This is a genomic window from Cupriavidus alkaliphilus (assembly GCF_014191175.1).
Lineage (GTDB): Bacteria > Pseudomonadota > Gammaproteobacteria > Burkholderiales > Burkholderiaceae > Cupriavidus > Cupriavidus alkaliphilus.
Genome location: NZ_JACHWE010000001.1, coordinates 852,031 through 871,810 on the forward strand (window position 1 = coordinate 852,031; position 19,780 = coordinate 871,810).

Here is a 19,780-nt window from a genome sequence, read left to right on the forward strand (position 1 = left end):
GGGGCAGCGTGTCAGCTGCGGAGTATAAACGATAATGATTCTTATTTGTTGTGATTTGTGCGTCGCAAATGGAATTTTCCGCCTGCGCGCGTTATACCGGCAAGTCCCGGCGGCAAATCAGGAGGGGGCAATTTGGTTGAATCATGCGCGCTGGCACGCCATCGCACCGCGCCGCGCATCGGTGCCCCAGGCCACCATGGCCGGCGCCGGCCGCGCACGGGCGCGCCCGCAGGGCAGGAAAGCGCGCTAGCATAGAAAGACACTGCAGACGTGGCGGTGCGCCTGTCGCGGCCCGCCATTGCGCATCGCGCGCTCGGGGACCCGTTCATGGACTTCACACGTTTTGCTGAAGATGACCGATCGACGCTGCTGCGCTCCATGCCCGGGGCATCGTCAAGCTCGGCGCTGGACTGGATGTGCGCGCAGTTTGCGCTGCGCGTGGTCTGTGCGCTGGGGCCGCGCTTCAACCTGCGCAGCAATATCAACGATGTCCTGACCGTCAGCGCGCAGGAGATGGTGTGGCCGTACGGCGTGGTGCTGCGCGTGCAGCGCTTCCTGGCCGCGCGCTGCGCCGACATGCCCGCCTGGAAGGGCGCGGCGCGCCTGACCCCAGAAGAATTCCTCGACCGCCACGGCCAGTGGAACAGCGCCTTCGACGAAAGCGCGCTGTTCTATTACCTCGACGAGTACGTCAAGCACCACGCCAAGGACATGTTCGCCGTGTTCGACGCGTCGGCCGCGGCCATCGCCCAGCGGCTCGAGGGCGAGCGCGTGCTGCTGGTGCGCAATATCGACATGCTCAGCCACGTGCTGGACCTGCCCGACCATGAGCGCAAGCTGCTGCTGTATGCCGCGCTGGCCAAGTACAAGCGCGACCTGCGCGCGGTGATGGTCGACTGCAAGGTGGCGCACAGCCAGGAGGCGTTCCAGATCCTGGCCGGCCTGACCGGCGCCGGCGCGGCCGACGTGGCGGCGTCGCTGCGGCCCGGCTCGCGGCTGGAGACGCTGAACCTGATCGAGCAGCCGCTGCCGGAAAACAGCGTGACCGACCTGGGCGACCTGATGCGGCTGTCGGACCGGCTGCTGCACGTGCTGCTCGGCAACTACGCCAACGAGGCCGAGATGATGGCGGTCTTCACCCGCCCGGCCGCGCCGCCCACGCTGACCACCGCCGACTATCCGCATGTGGAGACCGACGCGCGCTACCTGCGCGCGCTGCTGGCCAATGCCACGCGCCAGCACGCCAGCGGCGTCAATGTGCTGATCTACGGCCCCCCCGGCACCGGCAAGACCGAGTTCGCGCGGCTGCTGGCGCGCGAGGCGGGCTGCGAGCTGTATGAGGTCGATTGCCTGGATCGCGACGGCAACAGCCTGTCGGGCAAGGACCGCTACCGCTCGCTGCAAGTGTCGCAGGCGTTCCTGCGCGGGCGCGCCCATACCGCGCTGCTGTTCGACGAAGTCGAAGACGTGTTCCCGGGCAGCGCACGCGAGCTGATGAGCCTGTTCGGCCAGGAGGACGCGCGCGCGTCGGTCAACGGCAAGGCCTGGGTCAACCAGACGCTGGAGCAGAACCCGGTGCCGGTGATATGGATCTCCAATTCGATCCGGCAGATCGACCCGGCCTACCTGCGCCGCTTCCAGTTCCACCTCGAGCTGAAGATCCCGCCGCCGCTGGTGCGCGAGAACATCATCCGCAAGCACCTGGGCGGGCTGGATGTCAGCGATGCCTTTATCACGGGGCTGGCCGGGCGCAAGACACTGACGCCGGCGCAGGTGCAATCGGCGGCGCGCTTTGTCGAACTGGCGCGGCCTAATGTGGAAGAGCCGGTGGAGGCGCTGATCCTGCGCCAGCTAGAGCACGCAGATCGTGCCATGGGCCTGCGCCCCGAGGCCGAGGCGCGCCCGGTGGTCACGCACTACCGGCTCGAGAACCTGCACCTCGAGACCCGCTACGACGTGGTCAAGATCGTCGACGCGCTGCGTGTGCGCCAGCGCGGCACGCTGTGCTTCTATGGCCCGCCCGGCACCGGCAAGACCGCGCTGGCCGAGCATATCGCGGCCGAGCTGGATCTGCCGCTGATGATCCGCCGTGCCTCGGACCTGATGAGCAAGTACGTGGGCGAGACCGAGCAGCAGATTGCCGCGATGTTCGCGCGCGCGGAAGAGGACGGCGCGGTGCTGCTGCTGGACGAGGCCGACAGCTTCATGCAGAGCCGCCAGCAGGCGGTGCGCAACTACGAGATCTCCGAGGTCAACGAGATGCTGCAGGGCATGGAACGCTTCAACGGCATCTTCATCTGCACCACCAACCTGTTCGACCGCATCGACGAGGCCGCGCTGCGCCGCTTCTCGTTCAAGATCCGCTTCCTGGCGCTCAAGCCGGCGCAACGCGTGGCGATGTTTGTCGACGAGGCGCTCGACGGCGACCCCGCCGGCCTGACCGCTGCCATGCGCGCGGACCTCGACGCGATGGATTGCCTGACGCCCGGCGACTTTGCCACGGTCAAGCGCCAGTGCGTGCTGCTGGGCGAGGCGCTGACGCCCGATGAGTTCCTGGCGCAGTTGCGCCAGGAACATGCGATCAAGCCCGAGGTGCGCGAGCACCGGCCGCTGGGCTTCCTGCGCTGATGGCAGGCGCCGGTCAGAACGCCGGCGCCGGTTCGATCGCCACGGTCTCCGCATCGGCTTGCAACTGCAGCAGCGCGGCCACCATCGCGCGCAAATGCGCGGCATCCTTGGTTGAAAGAAAGCGGTCACGCCCCGCGGCATCGGGCGGCGCGGCCAGCGCATGCTCGGCCAGCTTGCGCGCCAGCTGGCGCGCGACCGCGCTGCCGGTATCGACCAGCGCCAGCCGGTTGCCCGCGATGGCGCGGATCGCGCCTTCCAGGAAAGGGTAGTGGGTGCAGCCCAGCACCAGGGTATCGGCGCCGGCATCCAACATCGGCGTAAGGTAGGCCTCCAGGCGCTCGCGCACGGCGGGCCCGTCGGTCTGGCCTTGCTCGACCAGGGTCACCAGCCCCAGTCCCGCCTGGCACAGGAAGCGGCTTTCGCCGTCCAGCGATGCCAGCAGCCGCGCGAACTTCGCGCTCTTGAGCGTATTGGCGGTCGCCAGCACGCCGACCACCTTGCTGCGGCTGGCCGCGGCGGCGGGCTTCAGGCCGGGCTCGACGCCGATGATCGGCACCGGCAGCCGCTCGCGCAGCAACGCCACGGCATGGCCCGTGGCCGTGTTGCAGGCGATCACCAGCGCCTTGCAGCCCTGGCCGATCATCCACTCGCAGGCCTGCAGCGTGCGCGCTTCGACAAAACGTTCGGGTTTTTCGCCGTAGGGCGCGTACTTCGAGTCGGCAAGGTACAGCAGCGGCTCGTGCGGCAGCAGGGCGCGGATCTCGCGCAGCACCGACAGGCCGCCGAGGCCGGAATCAAAGACGCCGATGGGTGCGGGGTTCACGGGGATGCGAGGATGACAGGAAACAGTGCAGAAAAAAGCCGGGTCGGAACCCGGCTTTTCGAGCGGGACGGCAGATTCTACCGTCCCGGAGCGTGGCTGCTTACAGCGCGGCGACCGGGATCTTGCCGATCTTGGCCTGCCACTCGGCGGGGCCGGTCTTGTGCACCGAGGTGCCTTCGCTGTCCACGGCGACCGTCACCGGCATGTCCTTGACGTCGAACTCGTAGATGGCTTCCATGCCCAGGTCTTCGAAGCCGACCACCCTGGCCTCCTTGATCGCCTTGGCCACCAGGTAGGCAGCGCCGCCCACGGCCATCAGGTAGGCCGACTTGTGCTTCTTGATGGCCTCGATCGCCACCGGGCCGCGCTCGGCCTTGCCGATCATCGAGATCAGGCCGGTCTCGGCCAGCATCATCTCGGTGAACTTGTCCATGCGCGTAGCGGTGGTGGGGCCGGCCGGGCCGACCGCCTCGTCGCGCACCGGATCGACCGGGCCGACGTAGTAGATCACGCGGTTCTTGAAGTCCACCGGCAGCTTCTCGCCCTTGGCCAGCATGTCGGCGATGCGCTTGTGCGCGGCGTCGCGGCCGGTCAGCATCTTGCCGTTGAGCAGCAGGGTCTGGCCCGGCTTCCACGAGGCAACTTCTTCCGGCGTCAGCGTGTTCAGGTCGACGCGCTTGGAGGTCTCGGTGTTCGGCGCCCACTCAACCTTGGGCCATTGCGACAGGTCAGGCGCTTCCAGCTTGGCCGGGCCGCTGCCGTCGAGCGTGAAGTGCACGTGGCGGGTGGCGGCGCAGTTCGGGATCATCGCCACCGGCTTGGACGCGGCGTGCGTCGGGCAGGCCATGATCTTGACGTCGAGCACGGTGGCCAGGCCGCCCAGGCCCTGCGCGCCGATGCCCAGCGCGTTGACCTTCTCGTACAGCTCGACGCGCAGTTCCTCGACCCAGTCCTTCGGGCCGCGCGCGATGATGTCCTGGATGTCGATGGATTCCATCAGCGATTCCTTGGCCATCACCATCGCCTTCTCGGCGGTGCCGCCGATGCCGATGCCCAGCATGCCGGGCGGGCACCAGCCGGCGCCCATGGTCGGCACGGTCTTCAGCACCCAGTCGACGATCGAGTCGGACGGGTTCAGCATCACGAATTTCGACTTGTTCTCCGAGCCGCCGCCCTTGGCCGCGACCTGGATGTCGACGGTGTTGCCCGGCACCACTTCATAGTGGATCACGGCCGGGGTGTTGTCCTTGGTGTTCTTGCGGCCGCCTTCGGGCGGGCTGACGATCGAGGCGCGCAGCACGTTGTCCGGGTGCGTGTAACCGCGGCGCACGCCTTCGTTGATCATGTCGGTCAGGCCCATGGTGGCGCCGTCCCAGCGCACGTCCATGCCCACCTTGACGAAGACCGTGACGATGCCGGTGTCCTGGCAGATCGGGCGCTTGCCTTCCGCGCACATGCGGCTGTTGGTCAGGATCTGCGCGATCGCGTCCTTGGCCGCCGGGCTCTGCTCCAGCTCGTAGGCGCGGCCCAGGCTGGTGATGTAGTCCATCGGGTGGTAATAGCTGATGTACTGCAGGGAGTCGGCGACGCTCTGGATGAGGTCTTCTTGCTTGATGACTGTCATTTTGTGGGGTGGGCAGCGGTGAAACACAGCCCGAAATCATACACTGAGCGGCGGCGCTCTGCCCGTCTGCATACATCCGTCCACAGCCGGTAATGTGCGGCAAACGCCGCTGCCGGCGACCGCGCCGGCCCAAAAGCAAGAACCGCGGCACATGGCCGCGGTCCGTCAGCAAGCGGGTTGGCCTTGTGGGCCGCCATCAATGCTTGGCGTGCGCGCCGGCAGGGTGGGTGACCATGCGGTCCACCCATGCCATCGCCACTGCCGACAGCAGGAACGCCAGGTGGATCGCCACCTGCCACATGATGGTATGGGTCGAGCGCTGCTCGGCGTCGATAAAGGTCTTGAGCAGGTGGATCGACGAAATCCCGATCAGCGCCATCGACAGCTTGACCTTCAGCACGCCCGCGTTGACGTGGTCGAGCCATTCGGGCTCGTCGGGATGGTTGTCGATGCCAAGCCGCGAGACGAAGGTCTCGTAGCCGCCGACGATCACCATGATCAGCAGGTTGGAGATCATCACCACGTCGATCAGCCCCAGCACCACCAGCATGATCTTGTTCTCGTCGAACTCGGTCACATGGGCGAGCAGATGCCAGACTTCGATCAGGAAATGGTAGACGTAGACGCCCTGGGCCACGATCAGGCCCAGGTACAGCGGCAGCTGCAGCCAGCGCGACGCGAAGATGATGCTCGGGATCGGCCGCAGGGTCTGGGGCTGCGGCTTGGGAATCGGGTTGGAAGCCATGGCGGGGGGCGGGGTCGGCGAGTTGAAAATCGGCGTGGATTGTACCAAGCGACCATGGCAGCGCTGTGTTACCAGCGGTAACCGCTGCCCCGCAACACCAATCAGGCCCGCGCGCCCGGATCGGCTCCCGCCGCCTTGCCGCGCCACGCGCCGCGCGTGATCCGTCCCGGCCAGCTGGCCAGCACGATCCCCGCCAGCACGCAAGCCAGCGCCACGCCGTGCGGCCAGCCCGGCTGCTCGCCCAGGAACACGATGCCGTAAGTGGCCGCGGCCACCGGCAGCACCGAGGTGAAGACCCCGGCCAGCTGCGCCGGCACATGGCGGATGCCCTTCATCCACAGCCAGAACGAGAACACGCTGGCCGACAGCGCGTACCACAGCACCATCAGCCAGGTCTGCGCCGGCACCGCGGCGGCGTCGAAGTTCAGCAGCGGCACCAGTCCCAGCGGCAGCATCAGCAGTCCGCCGATCAGGTGCGTGTAGGCGCAGATCTCGATCGCGGCCAGCGTCTGCGTCAGCCGGCGCGACAGGATCACGTAGATCGACTCGCACACCACCGCCCCCATGATCATCAGGTTGCCCAGCCACGCCTGGCTGCTTCCTCCGGCGCCGTGGGAGTCGCCGCGCGCGATGTTGAGCACGGCGATGCCGGCCACCGCCAGCAGTACCGACACCACCGTGCGCCGCGACAGCCGTTCGCGCAGCAGCAGCCAGGACAGCAGCGCCACGGTGGCCGGGATGGTGCTGGTGATCACGCCCGCGGCCATGGCGCTGGTCAAGCGCACGCCGTTGAGCATCAGCAGCGTAAACAAGAAGGTGCCAAAGAACGCCTGCAGGAACAGGTTCAGCCATTCCCCGCGCGAGACCCGGCGCATGCGCGCGGGCCGGTACCAGGGCGCCAGGCAGACGATGGCGATGACAAAGCGCAGCAGCGCGAACAGCAGCACCGGCACATGCGCGATGATCGACTTGCCGAGTCCGACGTTGCTGCCGACCAGCGCCATCGAGGCAACCAGGAACAGCACGTAGACGGGAGCGAAGGCAGGAGCGTTGGCGGGCACGGGTACTTGCCTTGGGGATTTTCCGGTCGACCGGCCGGTGGGGTGCACGGGCAAGTGTCCGTGCTGGTCGGTGCGGCGCCGCGCGGCAAGGGCCGGCGTCGCATTCAGGTATCAGGCTCGCGGCATTATAGCTGTGCTAGCCTAATGGAGAAGGCTGCACTTTCGCGGCGCGCCCCCGATTCTTCCCGCTGCATTGCAACAAGTTGCAGTGTCTGGTCCTGCCGGTCGCCGGGATTTATCGTCAGGTTTAAGTAAGCCGTCGGGCGTAACGTGGCAGCCAAAGCCAGTCCAAAATCAGGAGACCAGTCCATGTCCGCCATCGAATCGGTGATGCAGGAGCATCGCGTGTTCAACCCGCCCGAGGCGTTTGCCAGCCAGGCAGCCATCCCCAGCATGGACGCCTACCGCGCCCTGTGCGACGAAGCCGAACGCGACTACGAGGGCTTCTGGGCCCGCCACGCCCGCGAGCTGCTGCACTGGCACAAGCCCTTCACCAAGGTGCTGGACGAGAGCAACGCGCCGTTCTACAAGTGGTTCGAGGACGGACAGATCAACGCCTCGTACAACTGCCTGGACCGCAACCTGGAGAACGGCAATGCCGACAAGGTCGCGATCGTGTTCGAGGCCGACGACGGCACGGTCACGCGCATCACCTACCGCGAGCTGCACGCCAAGGTGTGCCGCCTGGCCAACGGCCTGAAGACGCTCGGCATCAAGAAGGGCGACCGGGTCGTGATCTACATGCCGATGTCGGTCGAAGGCGTGGCCGCAATGCAGGCCTGCGCGCGCCTGGGCGCCACGCACTCGGTGGTGTTCGGCGGGTTCTCGGCCAAGTCGCTGCAGGAGCGGCTGGTGGACGTGGGCGCGGTGGCGCTGATTACCGCCGACGAGCAGATGCGCGGCGGCAAGGCACTGCCGCTGAAGGCCATCGCCGACGACGCGCTGGCGCTGGGCGGCTGCGAGGCCGTGAAAAACGTGATCGTCTACCGCCGCACCGGCGGCAATGTCGGCTGGACCGAAGGCCGCGACCGCTGGCTCGACGACGTCTGCGCCAACCAGCCTGACACCTGCGAGGCCGAGCCCGTCGGCGCCGAGCACCCGCTGTTCGTGCTCTACACCTCTGGCTCCACCGGCAAGCCCAAGGGCGTCCAGCACAGCACCGGCGGCTACCTGCTGTGGGCGCTGATGACGATGAAGTGGACCTTCGACATCAAGCCCGACGACCTGTTCTGGTGTACCGCCGACATCGGCTGGGTCACCGGCCACACCTACATCGCCTACGGTCCGCTCGCTGCCGGCGCCACCCAGGTGGTGTTCGAGGGCGTGCCGACCTACCCGAACGCGGGGCGCTTCTGGGACATGATCGCGCGCCACAAGGTCAGCATCTTCTACACCGCGCCGACCGCGATCCGCTCGCTGATCAAGGCCGCCGAGGCCGACGAGAAGATCCACCCGAAGCAGTACGACCTGTCCAGCCTGCGCCTGCTCGGCACGGTCGGCGAGCCGATCAACCCCGAAGCGTGGATGTGGTACTACAAGAACATCGGCAACGAGCGCTGCCCGATCGTCGATACCTTCTGGCAGACCGAGACCGGCGGCCACATGATCACGCCGCTGCCGGGCGCGACGCCGCTGGTGCCGGGCTCGTGCACGCTGCCGCTGCCGGGCATCATGGCCGCCATCGTCGACGAGACCGGCCATGACGTGCCCAACGGCAGCGGCGGCATCCTGGTGGTCAAGCGCCCTTGGCCGGCGATGATCCGCACCATCTGGGGCGATCCGGAGCGCTTCAAGAAGAGCTACTTCCCCGAGGAACTCGGCGGCAAGCTCTACCTGGCCGGCGATGGCTCGATCCGCGACAAGGACACCGGCTACTTCACCATCATGGGCCGCATCGACGACGTGCTGAACGTGTCGGGCCACCGCATGGGCACGATGGAGATCGAGTCGGCGCTGGTGGCCAACCCGCTGGTGGCCGAAGCCGCGGTGGTGGGCCGCCCGGACGACATGACCGGCGAAGCGATCTGCGCCTTTGTCGTGCTCAAGCGCTCGCGTCCGAGCGGCGACGAGGCCGTGCAGATCGCCACTGAACTGCGCAACTGGGTCGGCAAGGAGATCGGCCCCATCGCCAAGCCCAAGGACATCCGCTTTGGCGACAACCTGCCCAAGACCCGCTCGGGCAAGATCATGCGCCGCCTGCTGCGTTCTCTGGCCAAGGGCGAAGAGATTACGCAGGACACCTCGACGCTGGAGAACCCGGCCATCCTCGAGCAGCTCAAGCAGGCGCAGTAATCCGCCGGGTATCCGGCAAGCCGGAGCCGCAACCCGAACCCGCCGCCGCGCACCCGCGCGCCGGCGGGTTTGTTACGATAGCTTCCCACCGACACGGACTGTCCCCTCATGCCCGAAGCCCAGTCGCGCTTTCGCCGACGGTTGCTGCTCTACTACGGCCTGTTCACGCTGGGGCTGTTCGGCTTCGTCGGCATGATGGGATTGCTGGAGCGCTCCAATGCCGATGCGCTGTGGCTGGGCTACGTCTTCCTGTTCATCACCATCGCGATCTATGCCTGCATCGGGCTGATCTGCCGCACCTCGGACCTCAACGAGTACTACGTCGCGTCGCGGCGCGTGCCGGCGATGTTCAACGGCATGGCGATTGCCGCCGACTGGATGAGCGCGGCGTCGTTCATCGGCCTGGCCGGCATCCTGTTTTCTTCCGGCTACGAAGGGCTGGCCTATGTGATGGGGTGGACCGGCGGCTATTGCCTGGTAGCCTTCCTGCTGGCGCCATACCTGCGCAAGTACGGCGGCTACACCATCCCCGACTTCCTCGCCGCGCGCTACGGCAACGGCAAGCCCGGCGGCAACCTGCCGGTGCGCGCGATCGCGGTGCTGGCCGCCTCGCTTTGCTCCTTTGTCTACCTGGTGGCGCAGATCCAGGGCGTGGGGCTGGTGGTGACGCGCTTTATCGGCGTCGAGTTTGCCGTCGGCATCTTCTTCGGGCTGGCCGGCATCCTGGTGTGTTCGTTCCTGGGCGGCATGCGGGCGGTCACGTGGACGCAGGTGGCGCAGTACATCATGATGATCGTGGCGTTCCTGGTCACGGTGTCGATGATCGCGTGGAAACATCACCAGGAGCCGCTGCCGCAACTGAGTTACGGCTCGCTGCTGACGCAGCTGGATGCCCGTGAACAGCAACTGGAGCGCGAACCGGCGGAGCAGGCGGTGCGCGACTACTACCGGCAGCAGGCCATCCTGCTGCAGGAACGCATCGCCCGCCTGCCCGAGTCCTTCGCGCAGGAGCGCGACGCGCTGGACGCGCGGCTGCAGGACCTGCGCGCCCGCAATGCGCCGCTGCGCGAGATCAAGGCGCTGGAGCGCGAACGGCTGGAATTCCCGCGCGACGCCGCCGCCGCGCAGCAGCAATGGCACCAGCAACGCGAAGAGGCGCTGGCCCGCAGCCGCCATTCGATGTCGTCCACCGAACCCTATCCCGCGGCATCGGAGCAGGAGCGCAAGACCAAGCGCCTGAATTTTGTCCTGCTGGTGTTCTGCCTGATGGTGGGCACCGCAAGCCTGCCGCATATCCTGACACGGCTCTACACCACGCCCTCGGTCAGGGAAACGCGCAATTCCGTGGCCTGGGCGGTGTTCTGCATCGCCTTGCTCTATGTCTCGGCACCCACGCTCGCGGCGCTGGTGAAATACGAGTTCTTCGAGCACCTGGTCGGCACCTCGTACGCCGACCTGCCGCAGTGGGTGGTGCAATGGCGCAAGGTCGATCCTCCGGTGTTCGGCATCCGCGACGTCAACGGCGACGGCATCGTGCAGTGGGCCGAGATCCTGCTGCAGCCCGACATGATCGTGCTGGCCGCCCCGGAAATCGCCGGCCTGCCGTACGTCATTTCCGGACTGATCGCCGCTGGGGCACTGGCCGCCGCACTGTCCACCGCTGACGGCCTGCTGCTGACCATCGCCAACGCGCTCTCGCACGACGTCTTCTATCACATGGTCGACCGCCAGGCGAGCCACCAGCGGCGCGTCACCACCGCCAAGATCGTGCTGCTGGCCGTGGCGCTTTTCGCCTCGTACGTCACATCGCTGCGGCCCGGCAATATCCTCTTCCTGGTCGGCGCCGCCTTCTCGCTGGCGGCCTCCAGCTTCTTCCCGGTCCTGATCCTCGGCATCTTCTGGCGCCGCACCACCGCCGCCGGCGCCGTCGCGGGCATGGTCGCCGGGCTCGGCGTGGCGGTGTACTACATCTTCGTCAACTATCCCTTCTTCACGCGCATGACCGGCATCTTCGGCAACCGCTGGTTCGGCGTCGACCCCATCGCCTCCGGCGCCTTCGGGGTCCCGGCCGGCTTCGCGGTCGCGATCGTGGTCAGCCTGCTGACGCCGCGCAACGCGCCGGTGATCGACAGGCTGGTGACGTATCTGCGCAAGGGGTAGGGTAGGGTGGTCACGAGGTACTGGATTCGCCTTGCAACTCTGCTATAATCTCGGACTTCCCGGAGAGATGGATGAGTGGTTTAAGTCGCACGCCTGGAAAGCGTGTATGGGTTAATAGCCCATCGGGGGTTCGAATCCCCCTCTCTCCGCCAGAACACTGTGCAAGCAATCAAAAGCCGTCCATTGGGCGGCTTTTTTGCTTTTAATCCCTTGTTTTTGCTAGGGTTCTTGGTGGGCTGCCGCCCTGCGGCATCCACCGGCCTTCACCAGCAGCCAGCGAAAAGAGGGGGCTACATAGCGGAGTAAGCGGAATATGCGGCCGACATACTGGAGCATCGATCACTGATGGGCCCCACGGCCATCTGTCCGGCAGCATGCAGCCCCTGACGCCCAGTTCAAGAGTGAGCGACAGGCCAGAGGCCGCGCAAGATCTATGCGAGGGCTATTCCTGACCGTGCGTGGGAGGCGGATTCCTGCCCGAAATCGGGAAGGCCCCGCGCAGCGTTGCAGGTTCGCGAGAGGCTGCGACTGTACGCATTGCTTCCGCCTCTCGGTCTGAACTGTGCAATGCGGCTGTCGATTCGTCTGTTCAAAGCTGAACCGAAGGTGGCTGCTTTACTCTGATGCTCGCTTGTTTGCGGTGAGGTACAGGTACAGCAATCCAACTGGGGCAATGAACATCGCACACGCCCAGCAGACCGCCATAGTCATGTACTTGAAAATAAGCATCACGATGGCATTCACGAAAAAAACGTTCTCCCCCAGGATGTAACCGACTATGCCCTCGTAGACGAACCTTGAATACGGGTAAAGCAGGGAATTGATCGTGAAGAAAAGTATGATTGAAACTGGCATGGTGCTATTGCCGTGGCTCCACGCCCAGAAGAATATGGCAGGGAAAATCAAGCCGAACAGGAAGTGGCGAATGTAGCGTTGGAGCGAAAGCCCACCGAACGATTTAACAAGTGCTGGATGCATTTTCTGGGAAGGAGTTGTTCAAGCGCGGGATGCGCATGGCGTAGTACGGCGCTTTATGTGGCCGTATTTACCCTACTAAAGTCTGGCGAGACCCCGAACGCAGAAGTGCTACCCATGATGTTGCTACTCGCAGCGATGCTTCGACATCTGCGCGCCGGCCCAACGTATTGCTTCGGCGGCGCGTTGAATCTCAGCTTGGTCCTTCCGCAGCATGGCCCGCTCGGACCAGGCTAGGTTGGTCTGATACTGCTGCCGCAGCGAGGGGCAAATGATCTTGCTTGCCACGCGCTCTGCCGACTTCTGATCCCCAATGATGAACGGCTGCGCACGGTACTCGGCGTTTTGTTGGCCGATGGATTGCCGGGACAGTTCTGTTTTCGAACCGTCGGGGCAGGGTTGGTCTTGGAGCGTTACCCGCCCATTCGTCCCGCGACATTGATAGATTGTCTGGCTATATGCGCCCGTCGCGAAGAGCGTCAGCAGTAGAAATTTCAGCATTGGTTCCTCCCGTGCCAAATTCTCAGGCGGGGCATGCCGACTTGGCGCCCTACGTTGGAGGGGGGTCGGAAAAAATGCCCTCCGTCGCTCTTCAACTCCGGTTTAGTTCTGCCGATATATCGATCAAGCAAAAATCGCACGAGAGCGAATGTTCAATGACTTCACGACCCCGTGATGTAAACAGTCGAAACGTACTCTATACTGTGCGCACAATCTGATACCGCTAGGAGCGAGACGGCACCCACGACGGTGTCGGCGCTCGGCCCCCAAGAGCCCGCCTAGAGCGGGCTTTCGCACATCCGACGTATGAAATGGGAGTCGAGATGGGGAAGGGGCGAGCATACCGCCGGGCGCAGATTGCTCGGCTCAAGGCAAAGCGGCGCTGGTATTACGACGGTGCCCGGAACGAGCGGGAGCTTGGTCGCTGGGTGTGGACAGCCACCATTTGTAGTTGCTGGATGTGCGGAAATCCACGCCGATATTTCGGCGAGCGAACGGTTCAGGAACGGCGAGCGAGGCAAAATCCGCTGCATGAAGGCTAATTGCGAAATCGTGTGAAGCTCCGGCCTGCGCAAGGCCCAATTCATATCCGTCCCGGTTATGCTCTCGGCCATGAACAAACTCACCATCAATTTCGAAATCCGCCCCGCCTTGCCCTCAGATGCGCAAGCCGTGGAATCCATCCTCATCGACACCTACGTCGGCACCTGGAAGCCGCACCTGACGCCGGCCGCCGCAGCCGCCTTCGAACAGCAAGGCAAGACCCGCAGCTACGTTGAAGCACGTTTGCAGGAATTCCATGTCGCCTGCGTGGACGGCGTGCCGGCCGCCATGGTGGATTGGGAAAACAATTTCATCTGGGCACTGCATGTCGGGCGGGCATGGCAGCGGCTGGGGTTGGGCGGGGCGCTGCTCGCGCATGCGGAAGCCGAAATCGCCCGTGCCGGGCATCGCGAGGCGAGGCTGGAAACGGACACGTTCAACCAGCAAAGCCGCGCCTTCTATCGGCGCCAGGGATATGCCGAGATCGATTTCTATCCCGATGAAAGCTGGGACAGCGGCTTTACCACGGTGCTGCTGTCCAAAGCGCTGGCGCCAGCCTGAGCACAAGCGACCGGCACCTTGCCGTATTCATGCGTAGATTGCATGACCTTGCCGGGCCGCACATGAAAGAATCGGGCATCTCTTTCGAACGCCTCCGATGCATCCCATGTCCGACCCCATCGTCCACCTCAACGGCACCCTGACTCCGCTCTCCGAGGCCCGCATCCCTGTGCTGGACCGCGGCTTTATCTTCGGCGACGGCATTTATGAGGTGATCCCGTACTATCACGGCAAGCCTTTCCGCGGCGCACAGCACCTGGCGCGGCTGCACCGGAGCCTGGAGGGCATCGGCATTCCCGATCCGTACAGCGCCGCGCAGTGGCTGGAGCGTGTCGGCGAGGTGGTCAAGGCCAATGGCTTGTCGGATCAGCTGGTCTATATCCAGGTGACCCGTGGCGTGGCCAAGCGCACGCATGCGTTCCCGAAGGAGGTGGTGCCGACGGTGCTGATCATGACCAACCCGATGGCGCTGCCGTCGGCGCAGATGGTCGAGCAGGGCGTCGCGTGCGTGACCATGGAGGACCGGCGCTGGCTGAATTGCCAGATCAAGTCGACCTCGCTGCTCGGCAACGTGCTGGCGGCGCAGCACGCGGTGGAGCAGGGCGTGACCGAGGCGATCCAGTTCCGCGACGGCTGGCTGACCGAGGCGTCGGCGTCCAATGTGTGGGTGGTGCGCGATGGCCGCGTGTCGGCGCCGCCGAAAGACAACCTGATCCTGGAGGGCATCCGCTACGGCTTCATGGAGGAGATCTGTGAGGCGATGGGCATTGCGCTGGAGTCGCGCCGGATCGCCAGGGACGAGGTGTTTGCCGCCGACGAGGTGCTGCTGTCGTCGGCCAGCAAGGAATTGCTGCCGGTGGTCAGCATCGACGGCCGTCCGATCGGCAAGGGCGTGCCGGGACCGGTGTTCGCGCGCTTGTATGCGGCTTACCAGGCGGCCAAGGCGGCGTTGTAAGCGCCTGCAAGGCGCTCGCGACGCGTGCTAGGATGCATCGGGATTCAGCCAGGAGTCAGTCATGGCCAAGCGTGAGCGCGGCCGGCGTGCCTTGCAGGACGAGGTCAGCCGGCGTATCCAGCAGATCGATGAAATCGGCGAAGACGGTGCCAAAATCCGTGTGCCGTCACCGCAGCCCCATCCACGCGATGCGCGCGGCCGCAACTGGGACATGGCCCTCGACAATCTGCACGGCTATGCGGCCAGTGTGCGCGCGGCGGTCGACAAGGTGCGCGACGAGTTCGACCTGAACGAGGCACTGGAGAACCGCGCGCCCAATCCCTTCGGCGACTGAACGGCTGCTACTCCACCAAGACGATGATGGCGACGCGCCGGTTCTCGGCGCGTCCCGCGGCAGTGCGGTTGTCCGCCACCGGGCGGGCCTTGCCCAATCCGCGTACTTCGATGTTGTGCCGGGCAAAGCCGGCATCGGCCAGCAGCGCGGCCACTGCCTCGGCGCGCCGTACCGATAGCGACTGGTTATATTCCGCGGGGCCGGCGTCGTCGGTATGGCCGTCCACGCGCAGGCGCTCGATCCCCACGCCGCTCAGCGCGCGGCCGATGCGCTGCACGTTGGCGGCGCGTTCCCCTTCGATCAGGTCCTCGTTGAAACCGAACAGCACCTTGTCGGTGAGGCCCAGCACCCAGCCTTCCCCAGTCAGCGCGAAGCCCTCCTGCTGCAGCACCGCCAGCTGCGCCGGCGACAGCCGGCCGCCGGGCGGCGCGGTCTGGCAGCCGGCCAGCGCCAGGCAGGCCAGCATGACGGCGGCAAGCAAGGACTGCCAGCGAAATCGGTGATCGGTCAGGGAGCGGCTTGCAGGCATGTGGTTTCTCACTGCGTGACGTCCAGGCGCGGCTCGGCGCTTTGCCAGATGCCGCCGGAGCGCCGCTTGGCGCCGTACATGGCGGCGTCGGCGGCGTGCAGCAGCGCCTGGCTGCCTTGCGCGTGGACGGGGAAGACCGCCAGGCCGATGCTGAGCGAGGCTTGCACCGCGCCGCCGTCGGGCAGTTCGATGGGGCTGGCCATGGCCTGCAGGATATGCTCGGCGATCTGGATCGCATCGTCCGGCGCGCGCAGCGCGGTGGCCAGCACGGCGAACTCGTCGCCGCCGATGCGCGCCACGGTGTCGCGGCTGCGCAGGCTGGCGCGGATGCGCTGGGCCACCGCGACCAGCACCGCGTCGCCGGCGGCATGGCCGTGGCGATCGTTGACGTGCTTGAAATCGTCGCTGTCGAGATACAGCACCGCGGCATATTCGTCGTTGGCGGCTGCGTGGCGCACCGCGTGCTCCAGCGCTTCGACGAAGGCGGCGCGGTTCAGCAGCCCGGTCAGCGCATCGTGGTTGGCGCGGTGGGCGAGCGAGCGGTTTTCGTGCTGCATCTGGTTCTGCCAGGTCTGCAGCTCGTCGAGCAGGCCGTTGAAGTCCTCGCTGAGGGCATTGAGCTCGGCGATGCTGGCCGGCGGCGTGCGCTGCGCGAAATCGCGCTGGGAACGGACCGCGTGGGCCACCCGCATCAGGTTGCGCAAGGGCTCGATAAGCTGCACCAGCAGCCGGCTGGCCAGGTAGTGGGCGCCAACAGCGGTCAGCAGCAGGCAGGCCAGCAGCCCCAGCGCGCCCCGTAGCAGGAAATGCAGCAGGTTGCGCGGGTCGCCGCTGACGCGCAGCATGCCGACCTGTTGCGCCTGGTGCAGGATGGGCTGCTCGACGGCATCGGTGCCCAGCCATTCGACCAGCGCGTGGCGCAGGCCGGTCAGCGGCGCCTGGCCGGGGCGCTGCCATACCGCCAGCACGTGGTGGTCGCGGTCATAGACGGTGGCGCGGGCGATGTCTTCCGAGGCCGCGATCGCGGCCAGCGTCTCCGCCGTGGCCGCCTGGTCGCGGAACACCACCGGCGCTTCCAGCGTGTAGGCGATGGAGCGCGCCACCAGCCGCACGTTGTGGTCGGCGTAGACGCGCAGCGCGGTGACCCCGATCGCGGTCAGCGCCAGGCCGGCCGTGCATACCGCGATCAGCGCCACGCCCAGATGAATGCGGCGCAGCACGCTGTAGAGGGTAGGGCGCGCGCCATGTCCGCGCACCGGCTGGGGCTGGCTCATGACGGGGCTCCCTTGCGGCGGCCCAGTTGCAGCACGCCGGGGTGCATGTGCACGCCGCTGCGGGCGAGGGTGTCGAGGTTGACGCGGAACGAGACCTGATTGTCGCGGATGTTGAGGCAGAACATGCTGCCCACCTCGCACTCGAAGTCTTCTTCGGCGATGACCAGCACCGGGCGGCCGGTCAGCTCGGCCGACAGGCGCTTGCGGCGCGGTTCGTTCATGGTGCCCACGTACAGCGCGTCGCACGCCGGGTGCAGCATGTCGGCCAGCACGTCGACCTGGCGGGTCTGCACGGTGCGGCCATTGGCGAGCGTGCCGCCTTCTCTCAGCCGGGCCGCATAGCGGCTGGTGTTGTCCACGCACAGCCGCACGGGATCGCGCTCCACCGGCCAGCGCGCGTAGCCGAGCAGGCTGATGACCACGCGCGCGACCAGGTCGGCCCGCTGCGGCGCGGGCTGCGCGGTCACCGCGGGCGGCAGCATGGCCGGCAGCACCGCCAGCGTCACGGCCAGCAACAGCGCGGTCAGGCCGCGGCGCAGCAGCGGTCGTGCACGGGCAGCGGGCGGTATCGGCGGGGGGCTGGCTGGGGCAGGCGCCATGGTCTGGAACGAAGGGGGCGTGGCGGCCGGTTGCGTGTTGTGGTCTGGCCGCGCGTATTGTCTGGGGCTGGGTTCCGGGCGGTCAAGCGTCCGGGCCTTGCGGTGGATCGGGCGAAAACGGGCGGCACGAGCGGGATTCTGCGCAGACCGGCTCGTGGCGCGGCGTGATACGAAATGTTTATCGGCCCCGTTGTTGTTTTCCTGAACCCCGCCGTGAGCGCTGTGACGGCATGCCAGGCTTCGCCGTGGCGGACACAACACTTAGAATGTGGCTATCGCCCCCACTCGTCCAACTCGCCCCTGCCGCCATGATCGCCGATCCTCTTTTCCGCCTGCTGCACCTGACCGGCGTCGCCGTCTGGGTCGGCGGCATGTTCTTCGCCTACCTGTGCCTGCGGCCGGTGGCCGGCAGCCTGCTGGAGCCGCCGCCGCGCCTGCGCCTGTGGCGCGGCGTGTTTGCCCGGTTCTTCCCATGGGTGTGGGCGTCGGTGGTGGCGATCCTGCTGAGCGGTGGCGCGATGATAGCGGCAACGGGCATGGCGGGCGCACCACGGAACTGGCACCTGATGCTGGGCATCGGCGTTGTCATGGCCGGCATCTTCTGCTACGTGTGGTTCGGCCCTTATCGGGTGCTGGGCCGGGCCGTCGATGCGCAGGACTGGCCAGGCGCCGGTGCCGCCTTGAACCGCATCCGGCAGGCGGTAGGGACCAACCTCGTGCTGGGGCTGGCCAATATCGCCGTGGCGACGCTGGGCCGCTGGCTCGCCTGAGCGCCCGCTCGACCGGTCCGATTCGTCTTGTCACAACCACGCAAACGGAGAGCTGCCATGCGCGTTCTCGCATATGTTGCCGTCGTCGGCCTGGCCGCGGCGGTCATCCCCGCCGCCGCGGCAGAAAATGGCGGTCTGAGCGCCGACTATAAGCGCTGCATGGGCAAGGCCGTGTCGACCGCCGACATGCTCAACTGCGCCGCGCTGGAGTCGCGGGTCCAGGATACGGCGTTGAACAGCGCTTACCAGTCGCTGCTGCGGCGGCTCGAGGCGCCGCGCACCGGACAGTTGCGGGTGGCGCAGCGGGTCTGGCTCGAGTACCGCCAGGCCAATTGCGCATTTGTGTCCAATCCTGCCGGCGGCAGCGCCGCGCGCGTGGCCGGCGCGACCTGCCTGCTGGACATGACCGCCGCGCGCGTGCGCGAATTGCGCGCCTTTGCCACCGAGGCCGCCGGCCGGTGAGCTTGCAGGCCTTGTGCTAGAGTTGCCTGACCCCCTGTGCTGCGGCACGTCTCAACCGGAGATGGATCATGGCCAATGAATCGCGCCACAACCTGAAGGCTTTCGTGCAGACCGCACCCCAGTCCGGGCGCTACGTATGGGTCATCGCGCTGGTGGATTTCAGCGCGCAGCAGGTCAGGCGCGCGATCGTGTCGGACGATACCTTCACCACCTCCGATGCCGCGCGCGTTGCCGGCGAGGCCCAGCTCAAGGCGATGGCCGAGGATCACTAGCATCGCCCGCGCGCAAGCGGGGCTTGCACCGGGCTGTTGCGTGCCGGCATCCATAACCGGCCGATATCGATTCTTGCCTTGCCGGAGGTCCACGGCGCACTAGACTATGGGCATGTTCCTCCACAAGAAAGGACTCCCATGACGGATTGCGCGCTTCGCCCGGCCAGGGCGCTGTTGCTGGCCGCGTTGCTTGGCTCGGGCCTGACCCTCAGTGCGGCGTCGATGGCCCAGGTGTCGGTCAACATTGCCATCGGCGTGCCGCCGCCGGCGCCGATCTACGAGGCCGTACCCGCGGCGCGCGCCGGCTATGTCTGGATGCCGGGCTACTGGGACTGGGACGATCAGCACCGCAAGCATGCCTGGAAGAAGGGACGCTGGGAGCGCGAGCGCCCCGGCTATGTCTATGAGTCGCCGCGCTGGATCCAGTCGCGCGACGGCTGGGTGCTGGTGCCGGGCCGCTGGGATCAGGGCGGGTACAAGGACAAGGGCAAAGGCAACAAAGGCCACCAGGACAAGGGCGGCAAGGGCGATAAGGGCAACCATTGCCCCCCCGGCCAGGCCAAGAAGGGCGAGTGCTGACCAGCGCGCCGCCCGGCGCCGCACGGTGACGCCGGACACCCCTGCCATGCTACGATCCCCGCCATGACACCCGCGCCCGCGCGGCGCATCGGC

At 66.4% G+C, this 19,780-nt stretch carries 19 protein-coding genes and 1 tRNA gene; 11 read left to right on the top strand and 9 right to left on the bottom strand.

Going from position 1 to position 19,780, the window contains the following annotated elements:
• The first annotated feature begins 327 nt into the window (after window positions 1-327).
• On the top strand, window positions 328-2,628 hold the full coding sequence (locus FHX60_RS04080; RefSeq protein ID WP_112774261.1) for an AAA family ATPase: 2,301 nt from the start codon (window positions 328-330) through the stop codon (window positions 2,626-2,628).
• Between the two features lie 13 nt (window positions 2,629-2,641).
• Here FHX60_RS04080 and murI read toward each other — a convergent pair whose 3' ends face one another.
• The 4 genes from murI to FHX60_RS04100 all read right to left on the bottom strand — a co-directional run bounded on the left by murI (window position 2,642) and on the right by FHX60_RS04100 (window position 6,881).
• Window positions 2,642-3,451 carry a glutamate racemase gene (gene murI / locus FHX60_RS04085; RefSeq protein ID WP_112773986.1) on the bottom strand — a complete coding sequence of 270 codons (810 nt, stop codon included), beginning with the start codon at window positions 3,449-3,451 and terminating at the stop codon, window positions 2,642-2,644.
• 100 nt (window positions 3,452-3,551) lie between these two features.
• The gene (locus FHX60_RS04090; protein ID WP_112773987.1) at window positions 3,552-5,075 is read right to left on the bottom strand and encodes a fumarate hydratase; all 1,524 of its coding nucleotides are present in this window, start codon (window positions 5,073-5,075) and stop codon (window positions 3,552-3,554) included.
• 196 nt (window positions 5,076-5,271) lie between these two features.
• Window positions 5,272-5,850 (bottom strand): TIGR00645 family protein, encoded by a 579-nt coding sequence (locus FHX60_RS04095; RefSeq protein WP_375790528.1) that lies wholly within the window; start codon window positions 5,848-5,850, stop codon window positions 5,272-5,274.
• A gap of 71 nt (window positions 5,851-5,921) precedes the next feature.
• Window positions 5,922-6,881: a DMT family transporter gene (locus tag FHX60_RS04100; RefSeq protein ID WP_183282599.1), complete on the bottom strand. Its 960-nt coding sequence runs from the start codon at window positions 6,879-6,881 to the stop codon at window positions 5,922-5,924.
• Window positions 6,882-7,190: 309 nt separating this feature from the next.
• On the opposite strand from FHX60_RS04100, the gene acs reads away from it, so the two are divergent.
• The 3 genes from acs to FHX60_RS04115 all read left to right on the top strand — a co-directional run bounded on the left by acs (window position 7,191) and on the right by FHX60_RS04115 (window position 11,485).
• Window positions 7,191-9,173 (top strand): acetate--CoA ligase, encoded by a 1,983-nt coding sequence (gene acs, locus FHX60_RS04105; RefSeq protein WP_183282600.1) that lies wholly within the window; start codon window positions 7,191-7,193, stop codon window positions 9,171-9,173.
• Between the two features lie 108 nt (window positions 9,174-9,281).
• Complete coding sequence (locus FHX60_RS04110) at window positions 9,282-11,333, top strand: VC_2705 family sodium/solute symporter (RefSeq protein ID WP_112773990.1); 2,052 nt, start codon at window positions 9,282-9,284, stop codon at window positions 11,331-11,333.
• Window positions 11,334-11,394: 61 nt separating this feature from the next.
• A tRNA-Ser gene (locus tag FHX60_RS04115) sits at window positions 11,395-11,485 on the top strand.
• 463 nt (window positions 11,486-11,948) lie between these two features.
• On the opposite strand, the gene FHX60_RS04120 is transcribed toward FHX60_RS04115, so the two are convergent.
• Both FHX60_RS04120 and FHX60_RS04125 read right to left on the bottom strand, forming a co-directional pair.
• Window positions 11,949-12,311, bottom strand: a complete 363-nt coding sequence (locus FHX60_RS04120) for a hypothetical protein (protein ID WP_183282601.1) — start codon at window positions 12,309-12,311, stop codon at window positions 11,949-11,951.
• 123 nt (window positions 12,312-12,434) lie between these two features.
• Window positions 12,435-12,809, bottom strand: coding sequence for a DUF4124 domain-containing protein (locus FHX60_RS04125; RefSeq protein ID WP_183282602.1), 375 nt, complete (start codon window positions 12,807-12,809; stop codon window positions 12,435-12,437).
• A 612-nt stretch (window positions 12,810-13,421) separates the two neighbouring features.
• On the opposite strand from FHX60_RS04125, the gene FHX60_RS04130 reads away from it, so the two are divergent.
• The 3 genes from FHX60_RS04130 to FHX60_RS04140 all read left to right on the top strand — a co-directional run bounded on the left by FHX60_RS04130 (window position 13,422) and on the right by FHX60_RS04140 (window position 15,202).
• Window positions 13,422-13,913: a GNAT family N-acetyltransferase gene (locus FHX60_RS04130; protein ID WP_183282836.1), complete on the top strand. Its 492-nt coding sequence runs from the start codon at window positions 13,422-13,424 to the stop codon at window positions 13,911-13,913.
• A 106-nt stretch (window positions 13,914-14,019) separates the two neighbouring features.
• Complete coding sequence (locus FHX60_RS04135) at window positions 14,020-14,868, top strand: D-amino acid aminotransferase (RefSeq protein WP_092309808.1); 849 nt, start codon at window positions 14,020-14,022, stop codon at window positions 14,866-14,868.
• Between the two features lie 61 nt (window positions 14,869-14,929).
• Window positions 14,930-15,202, top strand: coding sequence for a hypothetical protein (locus FHX60_RS04140; protein WP_112773994.1), 273 nt, complete (start codon window positions 14,930-14,932; stop codon window positions 15,200-15,202).
• 7 nt (window positions 15,203-15,209) lie between these two features.
• Here FHX60_RS04140 and yfiB read toward each other — a convergent pair whose 3' ends face one another.
• Genes yfiB through yfiR form a run of 3 tightly spaced genes read right to left on the bottom strand, consistent with a single transcriptional unit; the run spans window position 15,210 to window position 17,604 of the window.
• Window positions 15,210-15,731 (bottom strand): outer membrane lipoprotein YfiB, encoded by a 522-nt coding sequence (yfiB, locus tag FHX60_RS04145; RefSeq protein WP_183282603.1) that lies wholly within the window; start codon window positions 15,729-15,731, stop codon window positions 15,210-15,212.
• Between the two features lie 8 nt (window positions 15,732-15,739).
• Complete coding sequence (gene dgcN / locus FHX60_RS04150; RefSeq protein WP_183282604.1) at window positions 15,740-17,005, bottom strand: diguanylate cyclase DgcN/YfiN; 1,266 nt, start codon at window positions 17,003-17,005, stop codon at window positions 15,740-15,742.
• On the bottom strand, window positions 17,002-17,604 hold the full coding sequence (yfiR, locus tag FHX60_RS04155; protein WP_092309501.1) for a regulatory sequestration protein YfiR: 603 nt from the start codon (window positions 17,602-17,604) through the stop codon (window positions 17,002-17,004). Before yfiR ends, dgcN begins: the two co-directional genes overlap by 4 nt.
• A 308-nt stretch (window positions 17,605-17,912) precedes the next feature.
• Here yfiR and FHX60_RS04160 point away from each other — a divergent pair, with 308 nt between their 5' ends.
• From FHX60_RS04160 to FHX60_RS04175, 4 genes are all read left to right on the top strand, one after another.
• Complete coding sequence (locus FHX60_RS04160) at window positions 17,913-18,374, top strand: CopD family protein (RefSeq protein WP_183282605.1); 462 nt, start codon at window positions 17,913-17,915, stop codon at window positions 18,372-18,374.
• Between the two features lie 57 nt (window positions 18,375-18,431).
• The gene (locus FHX60_RS04165; RefSeq protein ID WP_183282606.1) at window positions 18,432-18,836 is read left to right on the top strand and encodes a lysozyme inhibitor LprI family protein; all 405 of its coding nucleotides are present in this window, start codon (window positions 18,432-18,434) and stop codon (window positions 18,834-18,836) included.
• A 68-nt stretch (window positions 18,837-18,904) separates the two neighbouring features.
• Complete coding sequence (locus tag FHX60_RS04170) at window positions 18,905-19,108, top strand: hypothetical protein (RefSeq protein ID WP_092309492.1); 204 nt, start codon at window positions 18,905-18,907, stop codon at window positions 19,106-19,108.
• A gap of 138 nt (window positions 19,109-19,246) precedes the next feature.
• Window positions 19,247-19,687 carry a YXWGXW repeat-containing protein gene (locus FHX60_RS04175; protein ID WP_112774000.1) on the top strand — a complete coding sequence of 147 codons (441 nt, stop codon included), beginning with the start codon at window positions 19,247-19,249 and terminating at the stop codon, window positions 19,685-19,687.
• The last annotated feature ends 93 nt before the right edge of the window (window positions 19,688-19,780 follow it).

What these genes read in the sequence shown, in the direction of transcription:
- FHX60_RS04080 (WP_112774261.1), top strand. Translation starts at nt 328, where the DNA reads ATGGACTTCACACGTTTTGCTGAAGATGACCGATCGACGCTGCTGCGC.
- FHX60_RS04090 (WP_112773987.1), bottom strand. Translation starts at nt 5,075, where the DNA reads ATGACAGTCATCAAGCAAGAAGACCTCATCCAGAGCGTCGCCGACTCC.
- acs (WP_183282600.1), top strand. Translation starts at nt 7,191, where the DNA reads ATGTCCGCCATCGAATCGGTGATGCAGGAGCATCGCGTGTTCAACCCG.
- FHX60_RS04110 (WP_112773990.1), top strand. Translation starts at nt 9,282, where the DNA reads ATGCCCGAAGCCCAGTCGCGCTTTCGCCGACGGTTGCTGCTCTACTAC.
- FHX60_RS04120 (WP_183282601.1), bottom strand. Translation starts at nt 12,311, where the DNA reads ATGCATCCAGCACTTGTTAAATCGTTCGGTGGGCTTTCGCTCCAACGC.
- FHX60_RS04125 (WP_183282602.1), bottom strand. Translation starts at nt 12,809, where the DNA reads ATGCTGAAATTTCTACTGCTGACGCTCTTCGCGACGGGCGCATATAGC.
- FHX60_RS04130 (WP_183282836.1), top strand. Translation starts at nt 13,422, where the DNA reads ATGAACAAACTCACCATCAATTTCGAAATCCGCCCCGCCTTGCCCTCA.
- FHX60_RS04135 (WP_092309808.1), top strand. Translation starts at nt 14,020, where the DNA reads ATGTCCGACCCCATCGTCCACCTCAACGGCACCCTGACTCCGCTCTCC.
- FHX60_RS04140 (WP_112773994.1), top strand. Translation starts at nt 14,930, where the DNA reads ATGGCCAAGCGTGAGCGCGGCCGGCGTGCCTTGCAGGACGAGGTCAGC.
- yfiB (WP_183282603.1), bottom strand. Translation starts at nt 15,731, where the DNA reads ATGCCTGCAAGCCGCTCCCTGACCGATCACCGATTTCGCTGGCAGTCC.
- dgcN (WP_183282604.1), bottom strand. Translation starts at nt 17,005, where the DNA reads ATGAGCCAGCCCCAGCCGGTGCGCGGACATGGCGCGCGCCCTACCCTC.
- yfiR (WP_092309501.1), bottom strand. Translation starts at nt 17,604, where the DNA reads ATGGCGCCTGCCCCAGCCAGCCCCCCGCCGATACCGCCCGCTGCCCGT.
- FHX60_RS04160 (WP_183282605.1), top strand. Translation starts at nt 17,913, where the DNA reads ATGATCGCCGATCCTCTTTTCCGCCTGCTGCACCTGACCGGCGTCGCC.
- FHX60_RS04165 (WP_183282606.1), top strand. Translation starts at nt 18,432, where the DNA reads ATGCGCGTTCTCGCATATGTTGCCGTCGTCGGCCTGGCCGCGGCGGTC.
- FHX60_RS04170 (WP_092309492.1), top strand. Translation starts at nt 18,905, where the DNA reads ATGGCCAATGAATCGCGCCACAACCTGAAGGCTTTCGTGCAGACCGCA.
- FHX60_RS04175 (WP_112774000.1), top strand. Translation starts at nt 19,247, where the DNA reads ATGACGGATTGCGCGCTTCGCCCGGCCAGGGCGCTGTTGCTGGCCGCG.